This is a genomic window from Geomonas azotofigens (genome assembly GCF_018919395.1).
GTDB lineage: Bacteria > Desulfobacterota > Desulfuromonadia > Geobacterales > Geobacteraceae > Geomonas > Geomonas azotofigens.
Map to the genome: position 1 here is coordinate 228635 of NZ_JAHLME010000006.1, position 17691 is coordinate 246325.

Sequence of the window (17691 nt, forward strand, 5' to 3'; positions counted from 1 at the left end):
CTGATTGATCCACCCGGACCGTAATCCCGGCGGTAGGAACCACTTTATTAGCACATTAGCGTGTACGGTCAAAACATTTTTTTAAGTAATCGCGGCCAAGATAGCCTATTTCTTCATTTTTCCGGGTCGTCCTGTTTACAGTATAAAAAAACGCCCCTCCTCGTTGAGAGAGAGGGGCGTTTGGTGCATCAAGCCAACCGGATTGGAGCGGCCGGGCAACCCGCTGTTTGAATCCCGAACGGCGCTGTGCCAGTCGCTATGCCAGAACCGCTTCGGCAAGGAGCCGCGCCCGCGGCCCGGAGGCGTCGAAACAGACGGAGCGCTCGTCGACTCCGGCGTGATGCAGGGTGACGGTGAGGAGGTCGGCGGGGAGATCCTCCTCCAGCCGCTCGGCCCACTCCACGACGCAGGCGCCGTCTCCGGAGAAGTATTCCTCGAAGCCCAGGGCCTCCACGTCGTGCGCCCCTTCGAGCCGGTACAGGTCGAAATGGTACAGCGGGATGCGGCCGTCGTAGATGTTGAGGATGGTGTAGGTGGGGCTCGTCACCGGGGTCTCCGGATCCACCTCCAGCCCAAGCGCGATCCCCTTGGCGAACTGCGTCTTGCCGGCCCCGAGATCCCCCACCAGGGCGACGAAATCCCCCGGCTGCAGCAGCCGCCCCAGCCTCGCTCCCAGTTCCACCGTCTCTTGCTGGCTCTTGGTCACCACGCAGGACATCCGGCCGCCTAGGCGATCATGGTGCGCACCATGTCGATGCGCCCGATGATGCCGACCACGCGGCGCCCTTCGACGACCGGGACGGCCTGAACCTTCTTCTCGGTCATGATCCCGGCCACCTCGGAGACCGGCGCGTCCGGCCCCACGCTGGCCACGTCCTCGGAATAGATGTCGCCCACGGTCTGCCCGGTCATCTTCTGCAGTTCCTTCTCGAAGCGCTTGTCGCTCTCCAGGTAGATCACCCAGTCAAAGATGGAAATGACGGTCGGGATGTGCAGCGGCTTGTCCTGCTCGATCAGATCGCTTTCCGAGACGATGCCGATCAGCAGCCCCTCGTCGTCCACCACGGGGACGCTGGAGATGCGGCGCTCGGCGAAGAGCTTGGCGAGATCCCTGACGGTGGTGTCGCGGCGCACGGTGATGACGTCTGTGGTCATGATCTCTTTCGCTTTCTTCATGGTCATTCTCCCTGTTGATGGTTGGTTGCGGTGGTTCGGGACGCGGCCAAATTGGCCAGCGCCACGGGGAGCATCTCCTGTACGTCGGTGGCACTCATCCCTTGGGTGCCGAGCCCCTCCACCAGGAAATCGGCGGCGTGGCCGTGAACGAAAGCGCCCAGTTGGCAGGCGGCGAATGGATCGTACCCCTGCCCCAGGAAGGCGGCGACCACCCCGGTCAAGACGTCCCCCATGCCGCCGCTGGCCATGCCCGGATTGCCGCTGCCGTTGACGGCGATGCGCCCGTCCGGCGCGGCGATGATGCTGCGGGCACCCTTGAGGATCAGGTAGACGCGGTATTTCGTGGCGAAGGCGCGGGCGCAGCCGATACGGTCCGCCTCCACCTCGGGCACCGAACACCCCGCCAGGCGCGCCATCTCCCCGGGATGCGGGGTGAGCACGGTGATCAGGCCCTTCCTCCCCAGTAGCAGCTCGGGGTTGAGCGCCACGGCGTTCAGCCCGTCGGCGTCCAGCACCAGCGGCTTATCAAGTGCGGCGAGGAGCGAATGCACCAGGTAGACCGTGGAGGGGGCGGTGCCGATCCCGGGTCCCAGCGCGACCACATCCCGGATGGCCGCGGCGGCGAGGATCTCGGCAAGGGAGCCCGCCCTCAGGTACCCGGCCCGCTCCGGCCCGACCGGGATGGTCATGGCCTCGGTGGTCTTTTGTTCCAGTACCGGGTTCAGCGCGGCCGGCACGGCGAGGGTGACAAGGCCCGCCCCGGTGCGCTGCGCGCTGTTGGCCGCCATGGCCGCGGCGCCGGTCTTACCGGTGCTCCCGGCGACGATGAGGCAATGTCCGCCGCTCCCCTTGTGGGCGGTGACGCCGCGGGGGCGGAACAGCCCGGCCGCGCAGGCGACATCGACGTACTCCGCCCCGTCGGCCTGTGCGACGACGGCGTCCGGCATGCCGATGTCGGCCACCACCAGCCGGCCGCACAGTTCCGCGCCGGGGTACAGGACGTTGCCCAGCTTGGCGAGCGCGAAAGTGACGGTGATGTCGGCGCGCACCGCCCGCCCCAGCACCTTCCCGGTGGCGGAGTCGACGCCCGAGGGGATGTCGACGGAAACCACCGGCGCACCGGCCGCGTTGATGCGATCGATGGCCTCGCCGTAGACCCCGGTGACCTCGCTGTTCATGCCGGTGCCGAGCAGGGCGTCCACGATGACCGTGGCGCTTCGCAGCAGGTCCTCCTCGCCGGCGATTCCCCCTGGCACGCTGTGCACCGTCGCGCGGTCCAGGCGCGCCAGGTTGGCAGCCGCGTCCCCGGCAACCGCCTCCGGCGCGGCCAAAAGCAGCACCGGCGCTTCCCAGCCCCGCTCGGCGAGGAGCCTCGCGATCACGAAGCCGTCGCCTCCGTTGTTTCCCTTGCCCGCCACGATGACGGCACGCCTCGCCTCACCCTCGCCGAAGGCCTCCTCGATGACGTCGGCGCAGCCGCGCCCGGCCCGCTCCATGAGCTCCAGCCCCGGCACGCCGAACTCGCCGATGGCCCGGCGATCCATAAGCTGCATGACCTGTCCGCTCACGACCTTCATCTAACGCTCCAGTACCACCATGGCCACGGCGCAGCCGGCGTCGTGCGAAAGCGACAGGAAGCAGGAGCACAGTCCCGCCTCCCGGAACAGTTCTTCGGCCCGTCCCCCAAGTCTCAGCGCCGGCTTGCCCAGGGAATCGTTGACCACTTCCATGTCCTGCCAGGAAAGTCCGTCGCGCAGCCCGGTCCCCAGCGCTTTCAAAAAGGCTTCCTTGGCGGCGAAACGCAGGGCATAGTGCTGCGCCGAAAACTTCTTGGTGGAGCAGTAACCTATCTCGCCGCGCGTGAAGATGCGCTGAAACAGTGCGTCGTTCCCCTGCTTTAGGAACTTCTCGAAACGGGCGATCTCCACTATGTCAACGCCGGTACCGTAAATCAAGAGAACTCCCCTTTGTTGCCGTGCCGTCCGCCTCAGATACTGCCATAGCGGCTGCCTTGACTGATACTATACCACTCACTGCGACGCGCCGCCCGTGCTCGCGGCCGGCAGAGATTCACGCCACTCGCGCATCACGCCGTCCAGGTCCAGCGCGTAATCAGCCAACGCCTTTGAGACCGCCTTGTTCATGTCCGCGTGAGCTCCCAGGTTCTTCAGGATCTCCTGCACGGAGTACCACCCGTAGCGCTGCACCATGAAACTGGTCATGGCGAAGCTTTGCTGATAGGCCATCCAGGCCTGGGCGCCCCCCATGCCGGTGAAGCCGCGGGACAGGTCCGCCAGCGGCAACAGGTGCTTTTCCTGGGCCGTGTCCAACTGCGGCAGCTTGGGGGCAAACAGCTTGCGCCCCTCGATCTCGGCAAGCCCCTCGTTGAACCAGGTGGGGACGTTGCCGTGGGTGAGCTCGGCCACCAGGACGTGGGTGAACTCGTGGAAGATGATGGCGCGCAGCTGCGGCGTCAGCTCGGTGAGCCCCCCCACCGGGAGCCGGATCTTGCCGTCGTAGAGCCCCCCCGACCAGTCCGGACCAGCGGTCACGCTTCGGTAATCCTTCTTGGTGTAGAGAAGCACCGGGATACGCGTGGTGGGAAAGACGCCGAGATCGGCGCCGACGGTGTTGTAGGCGCTCTCCAGGGCGTCGAGCACCTGCGTGGAGAGGCCGGGGGGAAGCTCGGCGTCGAAGCTCAGGTCGAACATGGAGCTGTACCCCTTGTCCATCCTGGCTTCCACCGGCAGCTCTCGCTCGGCCTTCTCGATCAGGCCCGCCAGCACCTTGTTGGACGGGTCCAGTTCCTTGGCGCGGCGCCACAGCTGTAGGGCGCCGGTGAGGTCGCCGGTATCGTAGCTGATCTTGCCCAGGTAGACGAGCGGCTCGCTCCCCTCCCCCGCCTGGAGCAGCTCGTCCCGCGCCGCCGGGTAATCCTTGTTGAGGTACAGGGCGATGCCGCGCATGAGGGCCAGCTCCTTGCTCTCGGGGAGCAGCTCGTGCGCCTGCTTGAAATTCTCCGCGGCCTGCGCGAAACGCCCCGACTGCAGGTCGCGCTTGGCAAGCTCGGTATAGGTGAAGGCAAGTTGATGCTTGAGTTCCTGGTCGTAGGGAAAGCGGGAGGTCGCCGACTTCAGCTCATCGAGCGCCTGGGCAAAGTCGCCCTTACTGATCAGCTGCTGGGCCTTGGAGCCATAGGTGAGAGGGTCGGCGGCGAAAGCGGTGCCGGCGCAAAAAAGCAGGGCAAGCAGCAGCGCGCGATCAAGCATGCGGCTGGTCCGGGACGGCCGGCTGCTCCGGGCATTGCAGCGGCGCGGAAGGCCGGAGCCCCTGGCAGGCCTCGCGGACGGAGCGGGCGATCCCGGCGGCGTCGAGGCCGTAGGCGGCCTTCAGGTCGGCCTGTTCCCCCTGCTCCACGAACGAGTCGGGATAGCCCAAGCGGACCACACGTACCCCGGTCACCTCGTGCTCTTCGAGCAGTTCCAGGACGGCGGTGCCGAAGCCCCCCTGGGCGACGTTGTCTTCCACCGTGACCAGGAGGCCGGTTTGGGCCAGGTCGAGGATAAGCTCGGCGTCGAGCGGCTTGACGAAGCGCGCGTTCATGACGGCGACGTCGATCCCTTCCAGGGCCAGGGCCGCGGCGGCCTGCCGGGCGGACTCGACCATGGTGCCCAGGGCGAGGATGGCGCCGTCCTTGCCATCCTTCAACCGCTCCCCTTTGCCCACGGCCAGCGGGGTGAGGATCTGGTCCATCGGGACCCCCAGGCCGTTGCCGCGCGGGTAGCGCAGGGCAGCCGGGCCGTCCAGCGAAAGAGCGGTCAGCAGCATGTGCTGCAGCTCGTTCTCGTCCTTGGGGGCCATCACGGTGAGCCCGGGGATGGCGCGCAGGTAGGAGAGGTCGAAGACGCCGTGGTGGGTGGGGCCGTCGCTGCCGACCACGCCGGCACGGTCGATGGCGAACACCACCGGGAGATCCTGCAGGCAGACGTCATGGCAGAGCTGATCGAAACCGCGCTGCAGAAACGACGAGTAGAGGGCCACCACCGGCTTGAAGCCCTGGGCGGCGAGCCCGGCGGCGAAGGTGATCGCATGCTGCTCCGCGATCCCCACGTCGAAGAAGCGCTCGGGGAATTCCCTGGCGAACGGGGTGAGGCCGGTGCCGTCGGGCATGGCGGCGGTGATGGCGACGATGCGCTCGTCCTCCTGGGCCAGCCGCTTGATGGTCTGGCCGAAGACGCCGGTGTAGGAGGCCGCGCCCCCCTTCCCCTTGTGCACCTTTCCCGTTTTGACGTCGAAGGGACCGACCCCGTGGAACAGCGAGGGGTTCGCCTCGGCGGGAGGATACCCCTTCCCCTTCCTGGTCAGCACGTGGATCAGCACCGCGTCGTCGAAGCGCTTCACGTTCTCCAGCGTCTCCAGAAGCTTCGGGATGTCGTGGCCGTCGATGGGGCCGATGTACTCGAAACCGAAGGCCTCGAAGAGCATCCCGGGGGTGAACAGGGTCTTCAGCGACTCCTCGGCCCGCTTGGCGATCCTCAAAACCGACTTGCCGAACATGGGGACCCCCTCCAGGAAGGCCTCCAGGTCCTTCTTGGCGCGGTGCACGTACTCGCTGGTGATGGTGCGGGAGAGGAGGTTGGAGAGGGCGCCGACGTTCTCCGAGATGGACATCTCGTTGTCGTTCAGGATCACCACCAGGTCCTTGTTCAATTCACCCGCGTGGTTCAGCCCCTCGAAGGCGAGGCCGCCGGTCATGGCGCCGTCGCCGATCACCGTCAGCACCTTGTTGCGCCCCTTTTTCAGGTCGCGCGCCACGGCGAAGCCGACGCCGGCCGAGATGGAGGTGGAGGAGTGGCCGACGTCGAAGCAGTCGTGCGGCGACTCGGCGCGCTTGGGGAAGCCGCTGATGCCCCCCCGGGTGCGCAGCGTGCCGAAGCGCTCCTTCCTGCCGGTCAACAGCTTGTGGGCGTAGGCCTGGTGCCCCACGTCCCAGACGATCTTGTCCTTGGGGGAATCAAAGACCCGGTGCAGCGCGATGGTGAGTTCCACCACGCCGAGGCTCGGTGCCACGTGGCCGCCGTTGGCGGCGCAGGTGTCGATGATGCGCGCGCGCAGTTCTTCGGCGAGCGTCTCCAGCTCGCGCAACGAGAGCGACTTCAGTTGACTCGGGTCGGTGATGCCGTCAAGGATGCTGGGCATTTACGATTTCCTTTTCACGATGTACGAGGCGATGGCGCGCAGCGGCTCGGCCCGCTCGTCGAAGGAGGCGAGCGCGTCCAGCGCGATCTCTACCAGCTCCTGGGCGCGCGCCTTGGACGCCTCCAGCCCCATCAGTGCCGGGTAGGTCGCCTTGCCGCGGGCCTGGTCGCTGCCGGCGTCCTTGCCGAGCTCCTCGGTGGTCCCCTCGACGTCGAGGATGTCGTCGGCGATCTGGAAGGCGAGGCCGATGGCGTCGGCGTAACGGGTGAGCGACTTGAACTGCTCCTCGCTCGCCGCTCCCAAAATGGCGCCGCAGCGCACCGAGGCGCGGATCAGCGCGCCGGTCTTGTGGGTGTGGATGTAGGAGAGCGTGGCGATGTCGACGTCGTGGCGCCCCTCGCTTTCCATGTCGACCACCTGCCCCCCCACCATGCCGCGCGAGCCGGAGGCGACGGCGATCTCCTGGATCACCCTGAGCCGTGCCGCGGGGTCTCCGCCGACGCCGTTGGAGAGCAGGATGAACGCCTCGGTCAAAAGGGCATCGCCGGCCAGGATGGCGGTCGCCTCCCCATATACTTTATGGTTGGTGGGGTTACCCCTGCGGAAGTCGTCGTTGTCCATGGCGGGAAGGTCGTCATGGATCAGCGAGTAGGTGTGGATCATCTCCATGGCGCAGGCCGCCGGCATCACGGCATCCGCGGAGCCGCCCACCGCCTCGCAGGCAGCCAGCATCAGCACCGGGCGGACCCGTTTACCGCCGGCGAAGACGGAGTAGCGCATGGCGCTATGGAGGGATGCCGGGAGTTCCTTGGCATCGGGGAGGTAGCGCTCCAGCGCCTGGTCGACCAGCTGGCACTTCTGCTTCAGGTATTCCTTAAGATCCATGTGATGGTCTCGCTTTCGGTGTAGTGGAATGGAAGACTGCCGCGGACGCGGGTGCTACTCCTCCTCTTCGAAGGGCCTGGCGGAGAGGCTGCCGTCGCGCTGCTTGACGAGGAGTTCGACCCGTCGTTCGGCCTCGTTCAGCTTCTTCGAGCAGAAGGCGGAATACTTCACCCCCTCCTCGAACGCCTTCAGGGAATCCTCGAGCGAGAGTTCTCCCCCTTCCAGCTTCTTCACGACGTCCTCGAGCTTTTTCAGTGCGGTCTCGAACTTCTCAACGGCCATGCCAACCTCGTGTCCGGGTACTGCCGCGACGGATTAGAAGCGCCGCCGCGTTTAATTATTAAAAAGTGATCGCCTATTATACCGATCGCTCTGGTGCCGTCAAGGATTCACTCTGCCCGCTGGCCCGCTCCACGGTGCAGAGGGCGAAACCGGCGGCGAGGGAGAGTTCCAGCCGGTCGCCGGGGGCCAGTTGCCGAAACGAGGTGATCACCGAGCGGCCGGGAAGCTTGCGGGCGATGCTGTAGCCGCGGGAAAGGGTGGCCAGCGGCGACACCGCGTTCAGGGTTCCGGTGGCGAGCCCGACGCTCTCGGCGGCGCAGGCCAGGCGGCGGGTCATGGCGTGGTCCAGGCGCAGGGAGAGCGTCGAAAGCCGTTCCGCATTGCGCCGCAGGGTAAGCGCGGGGCTCTGGCGGGCCAGGCGCGCCGACAGGGTGACGATCCGCTCCGAGGCATCGTCGAGGATGAGCCCGGCCTCCCGCACCAGGCGGGCATCCAGCGAGTCGACCCGCTGGGCCAGGTGCCCGAGGATGCGGCTCGGGTCGGTGATGGCGCGGCTCAAGGCCGTCACCAGCGCGCGCGAGCGCTCCAGCCGGCGCAGCTGCGCGACCTGGAGCCGGTGGGTGAGCGCCTCCACCGTCGCGGTCAACTCCTGCTTGCTCTGTACCACCAGTTCCGCCGCCGCCGACGGGGTGGCGGCGCGCAGGTCGGCGACGAAGTCGGCGATGGTGAAGTCGATCTCGTGCCCCACCGCCGAGATGACGGGGACGACGGATTTATGAATGGCCCGCGCCACCACCTCCTCGTTGAAGGCCCAGAGGTCCTCCAGCGACCCGCCGCCACGGCCGACGATCATGACGTCGACGTTGCCGGCGCGGTTCAGGTCGGCGATGGCGGCCGCGATTTCCTGGGCCGCCCCCTCCCCTTGGACCCGGACCGGCGCAATCAACAGTTCCACGTTGGCGAAGCGGCGCGAGAGCACGGTGAGGATGTCGCGGATGGCGGCGCCGGTGGGCGAGGTGACCACGCCGATCTTGCGGGGGAGTTTGGGGATCTCGCGCTTGTGGGCCTCGGCGAAGAGCCCCTCCTTGGCGAGGCGCTCCTTCAACTGGATGAAGGCCATCTGCAGCCCGCCGATCCCCTGCGGTTCCATGGTCTCCACCGAGAGCTGGTACTCCCCGCGCGGCTCGAAGAGGGTCATGCGGGCGCGCAAGAGGATGCGCATGCCGTCGCGCGGGGTGAACTTGAGGGTGCGGAAGGCGCCGCGGAACATGACGCAGCGGATCTGGGCGCCGGCGTCCTTGAGGGTGAAGTAGCAGTGCCCCGACTGCGGGCAGGCGAGGTTGGAGATTTCCCCCTCCACCCAGACCTGGTCGAAGTTCTCCTCCAGGAGGCCGCGCACCAGCGCCGTCAGCGCGCTCACCGTCAGGACACGGCGTTCTTTGAAAAGTTGCATTACCCCTCCGCCAAAAGCAGTCAACGTAAAAAGCAGTTACGCAAAGAACACCAAGTATCCACAAAGAGCGCAAAGGGAAAAGACTTCGGGGCAACATCAAAAAAGCCTTTCTCCGTGTCCTTCGCGACTGCTTCGCGTAACCGCTTTTTCTCAAAGAGCACGGAGTATCCGCGGCACCCGGCGTCCACGTTTCTATCACGCCGCGCTCGCCACTGTCAAACGGGTTGACCGTCCGCCCGTGTCGATGTTAGTATGCGCGCCATGAAAAATTACCCTTATGTAATAACCGTTTCCTCGGAAAAGGGGGGCGTCGGCAAGACGACGCTGGCCACCAACCTCGCCATCTTCCTGAAGGCCCTGGACGAAAATCTGCCGGTATCGATCTTCTCCTTCGACAACCACTTCACCATCGACAAGATGTTCTCCATCAAGGGGCAGAAGCTGAACGGTACCGTGGCCGACCTCCTGCTGGAGACCCGCGGGCGCGACCTGTTGCACACCGGCCAGTACGGGGTCAACTACATCCCCTCCTCCACCACCCTTCCGGAACTGCGCGGCTCGCTCAAGGGACCGATGGTGCTGGCGCGGCTCTTGGCAATGTCCGAGATACCCGGCATCCTGATCGTCGACACCCGCCCGGACCTCGACGTGCTGACCCAGAACGCGCTCTACGCGGCGGACCGGGTGCTGGTCCCGATCAAGGACATGGCCAGCATGGACAACTGCCGCAACATCTTCGAACTGTTCGACAAGAGGGGGCTGGACAGAAAGAGCCTGTCGCTCATCCCCTGCCTGATCGACGAGAGGATCAAGTTCGAAGGGATGTTCAAGGACCAGAAGACGCTCCTGAAGGCCTTCGCCATCAACCGCGGCTTCCGCTGCTCCGACATATTCATCTCCAAGAGCCCCAAGGTGGAGAGCCTGAACACCAATCCCGAAGGGAAGATCTACCCGATCCTCACCCACGGGCGCGGCACCGACGTGTACGGCCAGTTCGCGGCGCTGGGGCAGACCTGCCTCAACGAGTTCTACGAGACCGAAGAGCCGCGCGCGATGCTCTACGACAAGTGGCAGCACGAGGAGAACAAGAGGAGGAAAGAGGAATACTTCGGCAGGCTGTCCGGGCTGAAGAGCCAGTGCCTGGTCTGCGGCAAGGAGTTGAGCCAGGAGTCGCAGGTTTCCTACTACTGCGAGAGTTCCGACGGTGCCGCCAGCGGCTACATGGAAGCCGACTGCTTCACCGGATTCCTGGTGTCGACCATCTTCAAGATCGAGCGCCAGTTGCCGCCGGACGACCCGACCAGGCAGATGATCCACCAGACCGCGTTGGAGTCGGTGTTCGTGCTGAACCCCGGCGTCGGGGATGAGGCGGGCAGCATCGACTTCCACCGGTTCGACCTGGCCGGAAGCGAGTTGCTGAAGAAGAAATACCCGCTGGCCCGCGCACCCGAGCGCGACGGCTTCTCCGGGATCATGACCGAGACCCTGGCGGGGTACGAAGGCGAGCTGCGCGACGCCTTCCTGATGGTTCACCCCGTGAACGGCGACAACCCCGCCTCGATCCTGGTGGACGAAAAGTACCGGGAAGTGGCGAAGCTCAAGAAGAGAATCGCGGCACAGCTTTAAAAGAAGGGGACTGGCTCCGCAGGTGCCTGTCCCCTTTTCTTTGCGTCCCTTTTTCTTTCTAGTTGATCAACGCCGACACGTGCACAAAGGTGATGCCGCTTTTGGCCAGTTCGGGCATATAGAGCTTCAGGGCTCGCATGGTTGCAGGGTGCGGATGACAGATTGCTATCGCCGCACCCTTTTTTCTTGCTATGGCGGCGGCCTGCGCCAACTGCTTGCCGATGGCGCTCTCGTCCTGCACGTTGTCCAAAAACACCTGCCGCGCCGCACACTTCATCCCCAGCGCCTTCGCCTCGCGGTACCCGACCGACGCAGGCGAAGTCTTGCTGTCCACGAAGAACAGTCCTTTCTCCTTCAATATCTGCAGCACGACCTTCATCTTGGCCGCATCCTGGGTGAAGCGGGACCCCATGTGGTTGTTGGCGCCGACGGCATGCGGCACCGTGGCGAAGTAACTCCTGATCCGGCCCGCGATCTCGCCGTCATCCATGGCGACCAGCACCCCTACCGACTCCATCTTCTGCTTGGGATACCCTTCCGGCTCCATCGGCATGTGTACCATCACCTCGCCCCCGGCCGCGTGCGCGCCTTCGGCGACCTGCTTGGCGTGGGCGAGGCTCGGGATGACCGAGTAGGTGAGCGGCTGCCCGATCGACTGCAGCGTTTTCAGCTCCTGCATGCTGGTTCCCATGTCATCGATGATGATGGCGAGACGCCCCGGACCGGTGGCCTTGGGGAGTGCGGCAGGATGCGGTTTGACGGCCGGGGCCTTAGCGGTGGAAAGCTGCGGCTGCACGGGGGCGGGCCGTTCCGGCATCGCCTGATGCTTCGCCGCGCCGGTCGTCGCCTTGGGCGGAGGCTGGGGAGGCGGAGCAGGTTTTTTAAAGTGCTCCAGGAGGAAGAACGCGGCTGCGATCAGTACCGCGACGATGAGAAGTGCCATGACCGGCTTGCGTCCACCGCCGCCGGGAGCAGGCTTGCGCCTGTTTACCGCCTTGCCTTTTCTTGCCAAAACTACCTCCACCGGGACGGCACAACACGGGATCGCCGCCGGGCCGCCCTTCAGACATAACCGCCGGCACGCGCTGGCCGGCATGTTTTAATGTGAGATAGCATGATGCGCTGCGACATTGCAAATACTTTGCAAAAGGAGGGGACTGGGAAAGGGAAAGAGGGTAGTTAGTTCATCAGGTACGGTAAAGGGAAGTTGCCGGCTACTATACCGGGGACGGTTATGTCTTCATCAAGGTTTTCCCACCGCAAGGCAAAGCCGTTCAAGCGGATGGTCACTTCTTTTAACTCCTCGTCGGTCGCCTTTGCCAGTAGAGGAAAACGGTTCGCTGGAAAGCCGATGATCCTGCCGTCGGTGAGCTCCACAAAGACTGTCCGCTGTTCGGCCCACGCTCTGACCGCTGCAGGCTCTACTACTTCGTCATCAATGTTTATGGACTTCATAGTATTTCTCCAGGAAAAACTCCTTGTTCTGGTAAACCATGCGCTCAATGTCGCGAAGCACCAATGGTGGAACGCCTTTGTTTCTCACGGATGCACTATAGCGAAGCAGGGAATTTCTGTCAAATTTTCAAGGGGTTCTTCCTTTCGCCGCTGCTGCAACCGACACCACCTCCCCTTGCCATTCAACATTAAAGCTGTTGATTAAGCCAAACAGAGAATGTATAAAAAAGCGTCAATCGTCACAGGAGGATGAAAATGCTGGTCCAGTGGAGAGACGATCTTAGCATCGGCATGCTGGAGATCGACGTTCAGCACAAGCTTCTTTTCGACAAGTTCAACGCCTTCGTCAACGCCTACCAGTCCAGCCAGGACCAGGACGAGATCATGCGCATGTTCTGGTTCCTTGAAGCCTACGCGGTGACTCATTTCAAGGAAGAGGAGAAGCTGATGCAGCAGGTCCGCTTCCCGGACTACGTGGCGCACCGCGAAAAGCACCTCGCCTTCATCGAGCAGATCAACCAACTCAAAGAGCGCCTGAAGGTGGAGGGGCTCACCCAAAACCTGGTCAACACCATGACCAACTTCATAACCAGTTGGCTCATCGACCACATCTCCACCATGGACCGGGCCATCGGCCGCTTCGTCAACAAGTCGCCAGCCCCCCTTTCCTGAGCGCTCTCCCCTTTTTCACTATCGGCGCCGGTTGCCCGGCGCCCACGGTGATCTCCATCCCGCACTACCTTTCACTTTTTGATCTGGATCATACTCTAAACTGCCGATAGTGTTACCATGGGTTCAAAGGGGCACCAACGCCCCGCTACGCCAGAACCGGCCGCTCGTCCCTAAAGAGCCGCCAAGGGAGCGACACCATGGAAAAATCAACACCGGAACAAGTTGCAACCAACGTGGAAACCGTAGGCTCGGTGGTCGCGAGGGATTATCGCACCGCCCAAGTCTTTGAAAAATACGGCATCGACTTCTGCTGCGGGGGGAACATGCCGCTGGCGCAGGCCTGCCGCGAGAAAGGGATCGACCTCGCCGCGCTGCAGCGCGACCTGGCAGAGACGGCGGCCCGGCCGCTGGAGCGCAGCCAGAACTACGACGCCTGGGAGCTTCCCTTCCTGGCCGACTACATCGTCAACGCGCACCACGGCTACCTGAAGGAGAGCATCCCCACCATCGCCGCCTACGCCAACAAGATCGCACAGGTTCACGGCCCCAACCACCCCGAGGTAGTGCAGATCGCCCAGATCTTCGAGAAAGTGGCCGCCGACCTCACGCAGCACTTGGAAAGCGAGGAGGGACAACTCTTTCCCGCCATCAGAAAGCTGACCGAACTGAGGAAGGAAGGTGGGGCGCCGAACCCCGAAGAGATCAAGAAGCTGAAGGCAGTCCTTGCGGAATTGGGGCACGAGCATGACGAGGTCGGGGCCGCGGTGCACGAGATCCGCCGGTTGTCCAAGAACTACGCGGTTCCCGCCGACGCCTGCAACACCTTCATGGTCACCTATGAAAAGCTCAAAGAGTTCGAGGACGACCTGCACAAGCACGTCCACCTGGAAAACAACATCCTGTTCCCGAAGGCAGGGAAGCTGTAGAAAACCGCCAACGCCGGATGCTCCGCGTTCTTTGCGATACCGCTTCTAAAGCAGTTTCGCGAAGGGGGGGGACACGCCGAGTGAATTGTAAAAAACAAGGAGTCCCCTATGACCGTCATCGTTGCGATGTTCGCTTTTTCCTGGCTGACACTGGCCGCCCTTTCGCTCTGCCCCTTGCGGCAGCGCAAGGATGATTAACGCACCGAAACCAGCTCCACATTAGCCCGTCCCACCCAAACCGCCCCTACGCACAAGGCCCCGAAACCGGATCGCAACAATCCTTTCGGGGCCTTATTTATGCCCTCCGGTTGACATCCCCCCTGCTCGGGGTATCCTTCCCGCTGTCAATAATTAGATTTATCTAACCATATTCACCAACCACGGCAAAAGGAGGGCGGTATGACCGGAAAAACAGCCCGGCTGATCTTCTGGGTGGGAACCCTAACCTCGGCAGCGATTTTCCTCTGGCAAACCTACGACTTCCACATGCAGACCCCCAAGTTCACCCACACCGACAAGCTCACCGAACAAGTAGTCGCCGGCAAGAAGGTCTGGCACAAGTACAACTGCAACGACTGCCACACCATCCTCGGCTTTGGCGGCTACTACGCCCCCGACATGACCAAGGCGTTCTACCGGCTCGGTGAGAACAACATCGCCTCCATCGTGCAGCACCCCGAGGTCATGTACAAAAACTCGTTCCGGAAGATGCCCCAATTGGGTGTAAGCGAAACCGAAAGCAGGCAACTGGTCAGCTTCCTGCGCTGGGTGGGCGACATCGAGAACCGGCACTGGCCGCCTCAGGATGAAAAGTACGTACAGGCCTACAGGCTGCGCGAAACCCAGCCGCAGAAGCTGGACAAGGTGCACCTGGTGCTGCAGGCATGCGGCGGCTGCCACACCTTCGAACACCAGGGGCGCAACGTAGGCGGCGACCTCACCGACATCGCCAACCGGATCACCTACGACCGTCAGACCCTGATCAACTACATGATCAATCCGCAGTCGGTGCGGCCAGGGGTCGCCATGCCGCCGCAGGACGTGAGCCCGCAGACGGCCGGCATCATCGCCGACTTCATCCTGAGCCTTAAGTCCACCAAGGAGGTGAGCAAATGATGCTGATCGAATACCAAAGCCAGCGGGTGTCGCTGTGGTACTTCCGTCTCGCCCTGGTGCTATTCATACTGCAGGTGATCATGGGGCTGTGGCTCTCCATCAACTACGCCTTCACGCTGCCGCAGGAACTGGTCAACGTCTTCCCCTTCTCCACCGCCCGCGAGATCCATACCAACGTGCTGGTGGCCTGGATGCTCCTGGGGTTCATGGGAGGGACCTATTACATCCTCCCCCCCGAGTGCGGCCGTGAGCTCTACAGCCCGAAAATCGCCTACGCGCAGCTCATCATCTTCGTCGCCGCCGCGGTCACCGCGGTGGTCGGCTTCCTGTTCGGCTGGACCCGCGGCAAGCCGCTGTTGGAGATCCCCTTCCCCCTGAACGGACTGATCGTGGTCGCCGCCCTCCTCTTCATCGCCAATGTCGCCATGACCATCATCCAGTCCAAGGAGAAGTCGGCCCTGCAGTGGATGCTGCTCGGCGGGGTCACCTTCCTGGCCGTCATGTACCTCTTCGGCATGCCCTTCTACAGGAACCTGAACACGGATTACTACTACTGGTGGTGGGTGATCCATCTCTGGGTGGAGGGGGCCTGGGAGGTGGTGACCGCGTCCATCGTCGCCTACATCATCATGCGGGTGACCGGGGTGGACCGCAAGGTGGTGGAGAAATGGCTCTACGTCGAGACCGGGCTTTTCCTCTTCACCGGCATCGTCGGCACCGGCCATCACTACTACTGGATCGGCGCGCCCGACTACTGGCTCTGGTGGGGCGGCGTCTTCAGCGCCCTGGAGCCGCTTCCCATCGTGCTCATGGTGGTGGACACCTGGATGCACGTGCGCGAGCGCAAAAACCCCATAGTGAACCCGCTCACCTGGTACTACATCGTCGGGCTCGCCATCTACCACCTTGTCGGCGCCGGTCTTTGGGGCTTCATGCACACGCTGCCGCCGATCAACTACTACACCCATGGCAGCCAGGTCACCGTCTCCCACGGCCACCTCGCCTTCTTCGGCGCCTATGCCCTGTTGAACCTCACCATCTTCTATTTCGCCATGCCGCGGCTTAAGGGGATCAACAAGTACCAGGACCGGCTCGGCAAGTGGGGCTTCTGGATCACCACCATTTCCATGTTCCTGTTGGGTCTCGTCTTCGGCATCGCCGGGATCCTGCAGACCTACCTGGAGCGCTTCCTGGACATCGGTTACAGCACCGCGCACCTCACCATGATGTTCTGGTTCCGGGTCGCCTTCGGCGTCGGTCTCGTCTTCCTTGCCGGCGTCGTCATCACCGTGTACCACCTCTTCACCATCAAGCCCTCCAGCATCCCCGCTCCCGAACCGGCGGTGACGCCCGCCGCCAACATCTAAAGGCAAGAAAAAAAAGGGACCATGCGTTCGCATGGTCCCTTCCCCTTTCCCCAACAGCCGGTACAGATGCGACATTTGATTGCCGAGAAAGATACTCTGCCTTCTATCCCGCGGGACATCACGTGATACACCAATCCGGGAACATCCAAACGAGCCTGACGAGGCATAACAACCTCCCTCAGCATTAGACCAACATTAATAAGTTACCTAACTAACCAACGTCCCCTCTCTTCCTCAGGCGGGGCGTGAAAAAGTTTTCGGAGGACGGGCAGGCAGAAAGGGAGAAGCACACGTAAATTTAAACAAGGGCTGCTTTTTCTAATGTAAGGGTCACTTTAAAATAAAGCAGGTGTGCCTAATTTTAAATAAGGGGTGCAGTTTTTAAAAAAAGGTCTGGGGGCAGTAGAAGCGGGCCCTTCATCAGCAGATGAGGGGGGCACTGCAGGTTTTGCAGGCCGCGTTTATTTTGCAGTAGGGGTTGTTTTTACAAAGACACCCGTAAGCTTCCCCGTCAAGTAGACATTTCATAAGTAGAGTTTCTGGTGTAGCGATTCATGTAATCAGCGGGTGTCAGATCCCCGAGAGCATCATGCGGGCGTAGCTCGTTGTAGTCGTTCATCCACCAGTAAGTGATCTCCCGGACCTGGCTCAGGCTCTGGAAAACATACAGACTCAGGATTTCCTCCCTGTAGGTGCGATTGAACCGCTCGATGTACGCGTTCTGGTTCGGCTCGCCAGGTTGGATGTAGTGGATCATCATTCCAGCAGTCTCAGCCCAGGCAACGAAGTCGCCACTGAGGAACTCAGGCCCATTATCGGTTCTCAGCACGTGAGGAAGGCCACGCTCCTGCTTTAACCGCTCGAAGATGCGGATGAGACGCCTGCCGGTAATCGAGGTGTCGATCTCAATGCTGAGACACTCGCGGTTGAAATCGTCGATGACGTTGAAGGTGCGAAACGTTTTCCCACAGTAGAGCGTATCGCTCATAAAATCTGCCGACCACACCTGGTTCGGTTGCTGAGGTACCCAAAGAGGTTGCTTAATCCGCTTTGGCAGCCGTTTCTTAGCCCGGCGTTTCAGGTTGAGCTTCAGATCACAGTAGACCCGATAGACGCGCTTGTGGTTCCATCTGTGGCCCGTGCGGCGGAGGGCTTTGAACGACTTCCAGAAACCCCATCGAGGATGACGCTCCATCAGCTTGTTCAAAGCATCGATGACGCGCCCATCGCGCTCAGATGAAGACTTCGGGACTCTGTAGAAGGCCGCACGCGAAATGCCGACACAGGAACAACTTTGCTGCACGGTCAGCTTGTGTTCTTCGACCAGGTGAACGACAGCTTCACGTTTCGCCTGCGGCCCTAGAGCTTTTTTTCGATCAGGTCCTTGAGTGCATGGTTCTCCAGCGCGAGGTCCACGTACATTCGTTTGAGCCGAGACAGCTCCGCTTCCATCTCCTTCATGCGCTTGAGATCGGAAGCTTCCATGCCGCCGTACTTGGACTTCCAGTTGTAGTAGGTTGGCTCGGAGATGCCG

18 protein-coding genes are annotated in these 17691 nt (G+C 62.6%); 6 read left to right on the forward strand and 12 right to left on the reverse strand.

The features are described from left to right. Positions 1-256: 256 nt before the first annotated feature. From tsaE to xseA, 9 genes are all read right to left on the reverse strand, one after another. Positions 257-718 carry a tRNA (adenosine(37)-N6)-threonylcarbamoyltransferase complex ATPase subunit type 1 TsaE gene (tsaE, locus tag KOL99_RS18295; protein WP_216511906.1) on the reverse strand — a complete coding sequence of 154 codons (462 nt, stop codon included), beginning with the start codon at positions 716-718 and terminating at the stop codon, positions 257-259. 8 nt (positions 719-726) lie between these two features. Continuing rightward, positions 727-1176 carry a CBS domain-containing protein gene (locus KOL99_RS18300; RefSeq protein ID WP_216511907.1) on the reverse strand — a complete coding sequence of 150 codons (450 nt, stop codon included), beginning with the start codon at positions 1174-1176 and terminating at the stop codon, positions 727-729. A gap of 2 nt (positions 1177-1178) precedes the next feature. Beyond that, positions 1179-2753, reverse strand: a complete 1575-nt coding sequence (locus tag KOL99_RS18305; protein ID WP_216511908.1) for an NAD(P)H-hydrate dehydratase — start codon at positions 2751-2753, stop codon at positions 1179-1181. Then, positions 2754-3131 (reverse strand): holo-[acyl-carrier-protein] synthase, encoded by a 378-nt coding sequence (locus KOL99_RS18310; RefSeq protein WP_216511909.1) that lies wholly within the window; start codon positions 3129-3131, stop codon positions 2754-2756. A gap of 75 nt (positions 3132-3206) precedes the next feature. Continuing rightward, a complete protein-coding gene (locus KOL99_RS18315) occupies positions 3207-4445 on the reverse strand; it encodes a peptidase MA family metallohydrolase (RefSeq protein ID WP_216511910.1) in 1239 nt (412 codons plus the stop codon). Continuing rightward, complete coding sequence (gene dxs / locus KOL99_RS18320) at positions 4438-6375, reverse strand: 1-deoxy-D-xylulose-5-phosphate synthase (protein ID WP_236026409.1); 1938 nt, start codon at positions 6373-6375, stop codon at positions 4438-4440. The genes KOL99_RS18315 and dxs overlap by 8 nt, the downstream gene beginning before the upstream one ends. Next, the gene (locus tag KOL99_RS18325; protein ID WP_216511911.1) at positions 6376-7260 is read right to left on the reverse strand and encodes a polyprenyl synthetase family protein; all 885 of its coding nucleotides are present in this window, start codon (positions 7258-7260) and stop codon (positions 6376-6378) included. A gap of 54 nt (positions 7261-7314) precedes the next feature. Then, the gene (locus tag KOL99_RS18330; RefSeq protein ID WP_216511912.1) at positions 7315-7542 is read right to left on the reverse strand and encodes an exodeoxyribonuclease VII small subunit; all 228 of its coding nucleotides are present in this window, start codon (positions 7540-7542) and stop codon (positions 7315-7317) included. Positions 7543-7618: 76 nt separating this feature from the next. Then, positions 7619-8995, reverse strand: coding sequence for an exodeoxyribonuclease VII large subunit (gene xseA, locus KOL99_RS18335; protein WP_216511913.1), 1377 nt, complete (start codon positions 8993-8995; stop codon positions 7619-7621). Between the two features lie 252 nt (positions 8996-9247). Between xseA and KOL99_RS18340 the strand changes: the two genes are divergently transcribed. Continuing rightward, the gene (locus tag KOL99_RS18340; RefSeq protein ID WP_216511914.1) at positions 9248-10621 is read left to right on the forward strand and encodes a ParA family protein; all 1374 of its coding nucleotides are present in this window, start codon (positions 9248-9250) and stop codon (positions 10619-10621) included. 58 nt (positions 10622-10679) lie between these two features. Here the strand turns inward: KOL99_RS18340 and KOL99_RS18345 are convergent, their stop codons facing one another. Further along, the gene (locus KOL99_RS18345) at positions 10680-11633 is read right to left on the reverse strand and encodes a divergent polysaccharide deacetylase family protein (RefSeq protein WP_216511915.1); all 954 of its coding nucleotides are present in this window, start codon (positions 11631-11633) and stop codon (positions 10680-10682) included. A 167-nt stretch (positions 11634-11800) separates the two neighbouring features. Further along, a complete protein-coding gene (locus KOL99_RS18350) occupies positions 11801-12076 on the reverse strand; it encodes a DUF2442 domain-containing protein (protein ID WP_216511916.1) in 276 nt (91 codons plus the stop codon). 255 nt (positions 12077-12331) lie between these two features. On the opposite strand from KOL99_RS18350, the gene KOL99_RS18355 reads away from it, so the two are divergent. From KOL99_RS18355 to KOL99_RS18375, 5 genes are all read left to right on the forward strand, one after another. Next, positions 12332-12748 carry a bacteriohemerythrin gene (locus KOL99_RS18355; RefSeq protein ID WP_216511917.1) on the forward strand — a complete coding sequence of 139 codons (417 nt, stop codon included), beginning with the start codon at positions 12332-12334 and terminating at the stop codon, positions 12746-12748. A 197-nt stretch (positions 12749-12945) separates the two neighbouring features. After that, positions 12946-13674 (forward strand): iron-sulfur cluster repair di-iron protein, encoded by a 729-nt coding sequence (ric, locus tag KOL99_RS18360; protein ID WP_216511918.1) that lies wholly within the window; start codon positions 12946-12948, stop codon positions 13672-13674. A gap of 108 nt (positions 13675-13782) precedes the next feature. Further along, complete coding sequence (locus KOL99_RS18365) at positions 13783-13872, forward strand: GlyGly-CTERM sorting domain-containing protein (RefSeq protein ID WP_216511919.1); 90 nt, start codon at positions 13783-13785, stop codon at positions 13870-13872. A gap of 201 nt (positions 13873-14073) precedes the next feature. After that, the gene (locus KOL99_RS18370) at positions 14074-14790 is read left to right on the forward strand and encodes a c-type cytochrome (protein WP_216511920.1); all 717 of its coding nucleotides are present in this window, start codon (positions 14074-14076) and stop codon (positions 14788-14790) included. Next, positions 14787-16157, forward strand: a complete 1371-nt coding sequence (locus KOL99_RS18375; protein WP_216511921.1) for a cbb3-type cytochrome c oxidase subunit I — start codon at positions 14787-14789, stop codon at positions 16155-16157. Before KOL99_RS18370 ends, KOL99_RS18375 begins: the two co-directional genes overlap by 4 nt. Before the next feature lie 511 nt (positions 16158-16668). Here the strand turns inward: KOL99_RS18375 and KOL99_RS18380 are convergent. Next, a protein-coding gene (locus KOL99_RS18380) for an IS3 family transposase (RefSeq protein WP_216511922.1) occupies positions 16669-17691 on the reverse strand; the annotation gives its coding sequence in 2 pieces (ribosomal slippage) (positions 16669-17522 and positions 17522-17691; 1024 coding nt annotated over the 2 pieces). This gene is flagged as partial in the annotation.

Bases quoted from the DNA above. Each gene is read 5' to 3' on its own strand.
- KOL99_RS18300 (WP_216511907.1), bottom strand. From the start codon at position 1,176: ATGAAGAAAGCGAAAGAGATCATGACCACAGACGTCATCACCGTGCGC.
- KOL99_RS18365 (WP_216511919.1), top strand. From the start codon at position 13,783: ATGACCGTCATCGTTGCGATGTTCGCTTTTTCCTGGCTGACACTGGCC.
- KOL99_RS18370 (WP_216511920.1), top strand. From the start codon at position 14,074: ATGACCGGAAAAACAGCCCGGCTGATCTTCTGGGTGGGAACCCTAACC.
- xseA (WP_216511913.1), bottom strand. From the start codon at position 8,995: ATGCAACTTTTCAAAGAACGCCGTGTCCTGACGGTGAGCGCGCTGACG.
- KOL99_RS18355 (WP_216511917.1), top strand. From the start codon at position 12,332: ATGCTGGTCCAGTGGAGAGACGATCTTAGCATCGGCATGCTGGAGATC.
- tsaE (WP_216511906.1), bottom strand. From the start codon at position 718: ATGTCCTGCGTGGTGACCAAGAGCCAGCAAGAGACGGTGGAACTGGGA.
- KOL99_RS18325 (WP_216511911.1), bottom strand. From the start codon at position 7,260: ATGGATCTTAAGGAATACCTGAAGCAGAAGTGCCAGCTGGTCGACCAG.
- KOL99_RS18305 (WP_216511908.1), bottom strand. From the start codon at position 2,753: ATGAAGGTCGTGAGCGGACAGGTCATGCAGCTTATGGATCGCCGGGCC.
- KOL99_RS18375 (WP_216511921.1), top strand. From the start codon at position 14,787: ATGATGCTGATCGAATACCAAAGCCAGCGGGTGTCGCTGTGGTACTTC.
- dxs (WP_236026409.1), bottom strand. From the start codon at position 6,375: ATGCCCAGCATCCTTGACGGCATCACCGACCCGAGTCAACTGAAGTCG.
- KOL99_RS18340 (WP_216511914.1), top strand. From the start codon at position 9,248: ATGCGCGCCATGAAAAATTACCCTTATGTAATAACCGTTTCCTCGGAA.
- KOL99_RS18330 (WP_216511912.1), bottom strand. From the start codon at position 7,542: ATGGCCGTTGAGAAGTTCGAGACCGCACTGAAAAAGCTCGAGGACGTC.
- ric (WP_216511918.1), top strand. From the start codon at position 12,946: ATGGAAAAATCAACACCGGAACAAGTTGCAACCAACGTGGAAACCGTA.
- KOL99_RS18315 (WP_216511910.1), bottom strand. From the start codon at position 4,445: ATGCTTGATCGCGCGCTGCTGCTTGCCCTGCTTTTTTGCGCCGGCACC.
- KOL99_RS18350 (WP_216511916.1), bottom strand. From the start codon at position 12,076: ATGAAGTCCATAAACATTGATGACGAAGTAGTAGAGCCTGCAGCGGTC.